This is a genomic window from Dactylosporangium sp. NPDC005572 (genome assembly GCF_040605515.1).
Lineage (GTDB): Bacteria > Actinomycetota > Actinomycetes > Mycobacteriales > Micromonosporaceae > Dactylosporangium.
In genome coordinates, this window is the sequence record NZ_JBEXCY010000133.1 from 25,137 (window position 1) to 31,353 (window position 6,217).

The following is a 6,217-nucleotide window of genomic DNA, read 5'->3' on the forward strand; positions in this document are numbered from 1 at the left end:
TGACATATCGTCACGGCCGATGGACGTTGCGCTATACGGGTCACTGGCCGGGGCGGGGTCCGCGATAGAGTCCGTACATGACCACGACGCGCCTCGAGCCGGGTGACACCGCCCCCGAGTTCACGCTGCAGACGGACCGGGACGAGCCCCTGTCGCTCGCCGACCTTCGCGGGCGCAAGGTCGTCCTCTATGCCTATCCGGCCGCCATGACGCCCGGCTGCACCAAGCAGGCGTGCGACTTCCGTGACAATCTCGCCTCGTTACAGGCCGCCGGCTACGAGGTCGTGGGCATCTCTCCCGACTCGCCGGCGAAGCTCGCCCAGTTCCGGGAGCGCGACGCGATCACCTTCCCGCTCGTGTCCGACCCCGACCGCGCGGTCCTGCGGGCCTACGGCGCGTATGGCGAGAAGCAGAACTACGGCCGCACGGTGCTGGGCGTGATCCGCTCGACGTTCGTGATCGACGAGAAGGGACACATCGAGCGCGCTCTCTACAACGTGAAGGCGACCGGGCACGTGGCGAAGCTGCGGCGGGACCTCGGCCTCGACTGACCTGCGCAAGATCGGCGTAAAAACACACTGGTAATGCGGCCGAAACGGTTCGTGCCTAGGCTCTCGTCATGGCGGACATCTTCGATGACTATGCGATGTCGGGGGCCATGTTCGAAGCGTGGGACGAGATGTTCGAGCGGCCCGGGCAGCCCCGGGCGCCCTACCGCTCGTTGTTCGCCGCGCTCCAGCCGCTGGCACCGGCCGACCTCCGGTTCCGCGCCGACCAACTCGCCCGCGTCTTCACCGACCGCGGGGTCACGTTCGCCTATGCGGGCGAGGAGCGGCCGTTCCCGCTGGACCTGATCCCGCGGATCATCGACGCCGCCGAGTGGGACCTGCTGACCGCCGCGGTCCAGCAGCGGGTGAAGGCCCTGGAGGCCTTCCTCGCCGACATCTACGGCGCCGGCCGGGTGTTCGTCGACGGTGTCGTACCGCGCAAGCTGATCACGACCAGCGCGCACTTCCACCGGCAGGCGTACGGCATCGAGCCGCCCAACGGCGTCCGCGTGCACATCAGCGGCGTCGACCTGATCCGCGACGAGGAGGGGCGGTTCCGGGTCCTCGAGGACAACCTGCGGATCCCCTCCGGGGTGTCGTACGTCATCGAGAACCGGCGCGCGCTCACCCACACGATGCCGGCGCTGTTCGCCGACGCGCGGGTGCGGCCGGTCGACGACTACCCGGCCCGGCTGCTCGCCGCGCTGCGGGCCGCCGCGCCCGAGGGCATCGACGACCCGACGGTCGTGGTCCTCACGCCGGGCGTCTACAACGCGGCCTACTTCGAGCACGCCCTCCTCGCCCGGCTGATGGGCGTCGAGCTGGTCGAGGGCCGCGACCTGGTCTGCAGCGGCAACCGGGTGCGGATGCGCACGACGCAGGGCGAGCGGCCTGTGCACGTGGTGTACCGGCGGGTCGACGACGACTTCATCGATCCCCTGCACTTCCGGCCCGACTCGGTGATCGGCTGCCCGGGCATCGTCAACGCGGCCCGGGCCGGGCAGGTCACCCTCGCGAACGCGGTCGGCAACGGGGTCGCCGACGACAAGCTGATCTACACGTACGTGCCCGACCTGATCCGCTACTACCTGGCCGAGGAGCCGCTGATCGACAACGTCGAGACGTACCGGCTCGACGACCGGGACCCGGACGTGCTCCACGACGTCCTCGGCCGCCTCGACCAGCTGGTGCTCAAGCCGGTCGACGGCGCCGGCGGCAAGGGCATCGTCATCGGCCCCCAGGCCTCGCCGGAGACCCTCGCGGCGCTGCGCCGCACGGTCGAGCAGGACCCGCGCGGCTGGATCGCGCAGCGCCCGGTGGCGCTGTCCACCTCGCCGACGCTGCTCGGCGACCGGGTCGCGCCCCGGCACATCGACCTGCGGCCGTTCGCGGTCAACGACGGCAGCGAGATCTGGCTCCTGCCCGGCGGGCTGACCCGGGTCGCCCTGCCGGAGGGCGCCCTCGTCGTCAACTCCAGCCAGGGCGGCGGCTCCAAGGACACCTGGGTCCTGGCCCATCCGGGCGAACCGGCGCCCGCTCCCCTCCGCCCGCGCGCCCCGGTCGAGCCGCGGGACTCCGGCGCCAGCCCGCGCGACAGCGGACCGGCGGCGGCTCAGATGGCGGGACAACAATAATGCTTTCGCGAATCGCGGAGTCGCTGTTCTGGATCGGCCGCTACATCGAGCGGGCCGACGACACCGCCCGGATCCTCGACGCGTTCCTCGGCCGCCTGCTGGAGGACCCGTGGGCCGACGAGGACGCCGCCTGCCGTTCACTGATGTCGATCCTGGGCGCGCCCGCGCCGCAGGACCGCCGTCTCACCACCGGTGACGTGCTGGAGCTGCTCGCGTTCGACGCCGAGGACCCCAGCGCGATCTCCGGCGCGATCGTGGCGGCCCGCGACAACGCCCGGGGCGTGCGCGAGACGATCTCCAGCGAGATGTGGGAGTGCCTCAACGTCACCTGGCACACGCTGGCGTCCCGGCGGGTCGCGGCCGAGCGCCTCGGGCCGACCGTGTTCCTCAGCTACGTGCGGGAGCGGGCCGCTGTACTGGCCGGGCTCGCCGAGTCGACGATGAGCCGGGACGACGGGTGGCGGTTCCTCGTGCTGGGCCGCTCGCTGGAGCGCGTGGACATGACCGCGCGACTGCTGTCGATCCAGACGAACACGCCCGACGAGGTCACCGGCTGGCGGACGGTGCTGCGCTCCTGCGGGGCCGACGAGGCGTTCCTGCGCACCCACGGCGGCACGTTCGACCCGCAGCGGGTCACCGAGTTCCTGCTCCTCGACCGCCTCTTCCCGCGGTCGGCCCTGCACGCCCTCGGCACCGCGGAGCAGTGCCTGCGCGACCTGGCGCCGACCACCGAGCGGGCCGGCGTGACCGACCCGGCCCGGCGGCCGATCGGGCAGATCCGCACCCGGCTGGAGTACGCCGACATGACCACGCTGCTCAGTGAGCTGCCGCAGCACCTGCGGGCGCTCCAGCAGACGTGCGCGACGGCGAGCGCGGCGATCACCGCCCGCTATTTCCCGCAGTCCACGCCTGTCACTTGGGGCACCGTCGCTTGGGGTGGGTCATGAGCACGAGCTGGCGGTTGAAGATCCGGCACGTCACCGGCTACAAGTACGCCGGCACCGTCTCGGCCTCCTACAACGAGGTCCGGCTCACCCCGCTGACGCTGCCGTGGCAGACGACGCTGTTCAGCCAGGTCGAGGTGTCGCCGGGGGCGGCGACGTACCGGTACCACGACTACTGGGCCACCCAGGTCACCGCGTTCGACCTGCACCGGCCGCACCAGCAGCTGCGGGTGGTGTCGAGCAGCCTGGTCGAGGTGTCGGCGCCGCCGGTCGTGTCGGCGTCCCTGGACTGGGCCGCGCTGCGCTCCGATGCCGTGCTGGACGCGCAGGCCGAGTTCCTGACCGAGCGGCCGCTGACGGCCGTGGACCCCGCGCTCGCCGAGCTCGCCTGGTCTTCGCTGGATGTGCCTCCGGCCGAGGCGGCGGAAGCCGTCTCGCACTGGGTGCGGTCGGAGGTCGCCTATGTGCCGGGATCGACGGGGGTGCAGACCAGCGCCCAGGAGGCGTGGGACCTGCGGAAGGGCGTCTGCCAGGACATCGCGCACCTGACCGTCGGGCTGCTGCGGGCCCGTGGCGTGCCCGCGCGGTACGTCTCGGGGTATCTCCACCCGAAGGTCGAGGCCGAGGTGGGCGAGACCGTCGCCGGCCAGAGCCACGCCTGGGTCGAGTGGTGGTGCGGGGAGTGGACCGGCTTCGATCCCACCAACGGCGTGCCGGTCGGCCCGCGGCACGTGGTGGTGGCCCGCGGCCGCGACTACGACGACGTCCCGCCGTTGCGGGGCGTGTACCACGGGGCGCCGAGCAAGCACCTGGGAGTCACCGTGGAGATCACGCGGCTGGCCTGAGTACAGTGTGTGTCTCGGTTGCAGGGGCCGTAGCCCAATGGCAGAGGCACACGGTTTAGGTCCGTGCCAGTGTGAGTTCGACTCTCACCGGCCCCACGCATTTATTGACTGTTTTCGCCGCGCCCCGCGCTCGTACACTCGTGCGCATTATGACGAAGCTGAATCAGATCATCGCGGTGGAGAAGGGCGTCAAGTCCCGCTCCTTCCAGGAGCTCACCGACGCCCACCACGTCCTGCAGAAGCCGGCGCTGCTGGCCGGCATCTCGCGCACGTATCGCCCGAAGGACGAGGAGGGCGAGCAGCTGCCGCCCGAGTCGACCCGCGTCCAGGTGAAGGCCGACGAGGTGCTGCGCCAGACGGGGACCATCCTCACCCGGCTGTTCGACGTGACCGCGACCAAGGACTGGACCAACTGCGTGGCCCGCGCCGACGTGGTGGTGGACGGTGAGCCGCTCCTGCGCGACGTGCCGGTGTCCTACCTGCTGTTCCTGGAGAAGCAGCTGGTCGACCTGCTGACGTTCGTGCGCAAGCTGCCGGTGCTCGACGCCGCCGAGACCTGGGCCTACGACGCCTCCGCCGACTGCTACGCCACGGAGCCGACCCAGACGACGCGCACGAAGAAGATCCCGCGCAACCACGTGAAGGCCGAGGCGACGGAGAAGCACCCGGCGCAGGTCGAGGTCTACTACGAGGACGTCGTCATCGGCTACTGGAAGACCGTGAAGTTCTCCGGCGCCCTGCCCGCCAAGCGCGTCAACGAGCTCGTCGAGCGCGTCGAGAAGCTCCAGGCGGCGGTGAAGTTCGCCCGCGAGGAGGCCAACAGCGCCGAGGTGGTCAACCAGGAGACCGGCGAGAAAGTGTTTCGCTTCCTGTTCGGGTGACGGCTAATATTGGCGGCGCGCAAGGAGCGCAGACTGAACCTGAGGCTCAGTTTGACAGGTCCGCGCGGTGTCAGTGGAGGTTCGAATCCTCCCGCCGCCATTTCCGTGGCGGCGTAGCCCAAGGGGAAGAGGCAGCCGCGAGAGCCGAGACACAAACTCAACTTCTCGCTCCAGTCTGAGCATTCGCCGCCGAACACCGGATCGACCGAGCGCGGGCACCGTCGTCGAGGTTGCGGGTTCAACTCCCGCTCGGCCCTCTTTCCCGGGCCGATAGCTCAATCGAAGAGCGCGACGCCCTGAAGCTGACCCGTGCCCTTCAAACGTGCCGGTGTGCGCAATTGGGCGGCACGCCGAGGCCCGGGGGATGGATACTCCCCCGGGCTTCACCAATTCCTGGTCTCAGCGGGCGGTGGCCCGGACTCGCCCGAGCGCGGCGATGGCGTCCTCGGGGTCGTCGACGCTCACCATGAACTGCCGACCACCGAAGTCGAAGACGAGCGCCGGCCCGGACCGCACGATGACGGCCCGCCCACGCCCGGGGACCCAGGTCCATCCCCACCGCTGCCCGATGCTGGACTGCACGTCGACGGACCGCAGCTCCCCGATCATCCGCAGCGGCACCGAGATCGGCGGCATGGGCAGCAGCCCGTGCCGGATCCGCACGTTGTACATGCTGATCTGCACCCCGACGTGTGCCATCGCCGCCGCCCACCCGGCCGCCGCGAGGCCGGCGAGGAACAACACACCGCTCACGAGCAGCCACTTCGGCTGCTCAAGGGCGCGCTCGGGCACGACCAGATACCCGCCCACGAAGCACCCCACAGCCACCGCCGCACCGGCGGCCGCCCGCCGATACCCGATGGCCCGCCCGGACCACAGCAGAAATGACACGCGCGTTGTTCTACCAGAGCAGCCGTGTCCGCGCAGTCACGCAATGCCGTGACCGTCCGCACTGCTACAACTCACCCGGCGGCAGAACCGGATGACCAGCCCGGACACCCGCGCGTCACCGACTGCCGGAAACCGGTCACCCCAACTGTCCACCACGGACTCGCATCAGCGGGCGCCGGGTGGTGGGCCGCACTCCTCGACCGCCTCGGCGCGACCGCGCCACCGCGTTGGGGCCCTCGCCGCCGTGCCGCTCGTTCCGCGGCTCGTTCCGCGGCTCGGGGATGCGCTCAACGCCGGCGGCGTGCGCGCCGGCGCGCGGCGTCGCCGACATCGCCGCGAACGTCGCGCACACCGGTCGGCGGCCTCGACCGCCTCGACCCGCTCACCAGGCCGCCGCGGCCACCTCGCCCGGGCCTAGTCCCAACGCCGTTCAGTTAGGGCTGTTGCTGGTTGGTCAAGGTTCGTCGGTGACGA

6 protein-coding genes and 1 tRNA gene are annotated in these 6,217 nt (G+C 70.8%); 6 read left to right on the forward strand and 1 reads right to left on the reverse strand.

What is annotated here, in order from left to right:
* Window positions 1-77: 77 nt before the first annotated feature.
* The 6 genes from bcp to ABZS66_RS41605 all read left to right on the forward strand — a co-directional run bounded on the left by bcp (window position 78) and on the right by ABZS66_RS41605 (window position 4,852).
* Window positions 78-551 (forward strand): thioredoxin-dependent thiol peroxidase, encoded by a 474-nt coding sequence (gene bcp / locus ABZS66_RS41580; protein WP_354767765.1) that lies wholly within the window; start codon window positions 78-80, stop codon window positions 549-551.
* A 68-nt stretch (window positions 552-619) separates the two neighbouring features.
* Window positions 620-2,182: a circularly permuted type 2 ATP-grasp protein gene (locus tag ABZS66_RS41585; protein WP_354767767.1), complete on the forward strand. Its 1,563-nt coding sequence runs from the start codon at window positions 620-622 to the stop codon at window positions 2,180-2,182.
* Window positions 2,182-3,129, forward strand: coding sequence for an alpha-E domain-containing protein (locus ABZS66_RS41590; protein ID WP_354767769.1), 948 nt, complete (start codon window positions 2,182-2,184; stop codon window positions 3,127-3,129). Before ABZS66_RS41585 ends, ABZS66_RS41590 begins: the two co-directional genes overlap by 1 nt.
* The gene (locus tag ABZS66_RS41595) at window positions 3,126-3,971 is read left to right on the forward strand and encodes a transglutaminase family protein (protein WP_354767771.1); all 846 of its coding nucleotides are present in this window, start codon (window positions 3,126-3,128) and stop codon (window positions 3,969-3,971) included. Before ABZS66_RS41590 ends, ABZS66_RS41595 begins: the two co-directional genes overlap by 4 nt.
* A gap of 23 nt (window positions 3,972-3,994) precedes the next feature.
* Window positions 3,995-4,067: transfer RNA gene (locus ABZS66_RS41600), tRNA-Leu, on the forward strand.
* 53 nt (window positions 4,068-4,120) lie between these two features.
* Complete coding sequence (locus ABZS66_RS41605; protein ID WP_354767773.1) at window positions 4,121-4,852, forward strand: hypothetical protein; 732 nt, start codon at window positions 4,121-4,123, stop codon at window positions 4,850-4,852.
* Window positions 4,853-5,251: 399 nt separating this feature from the next.
* Here the strand turns inward: ABZS66_RS41605 and ABZS66_RS41610 are convergent, their stop codons facing one another.
* Window positions 5,252-5,743: a hypothetical protein gene (locus tag ABZS66_RS41610; RefSeq protein WP_354767775.1), complete on the reverse strand. Its 492-nt coding sequence runs from the start codon at window positions 5,741-5,743 to the stop codon at window positions 5,252-5,254.
* Window positions 5,744-6,217: the final 474 nt, after the last annotated feature.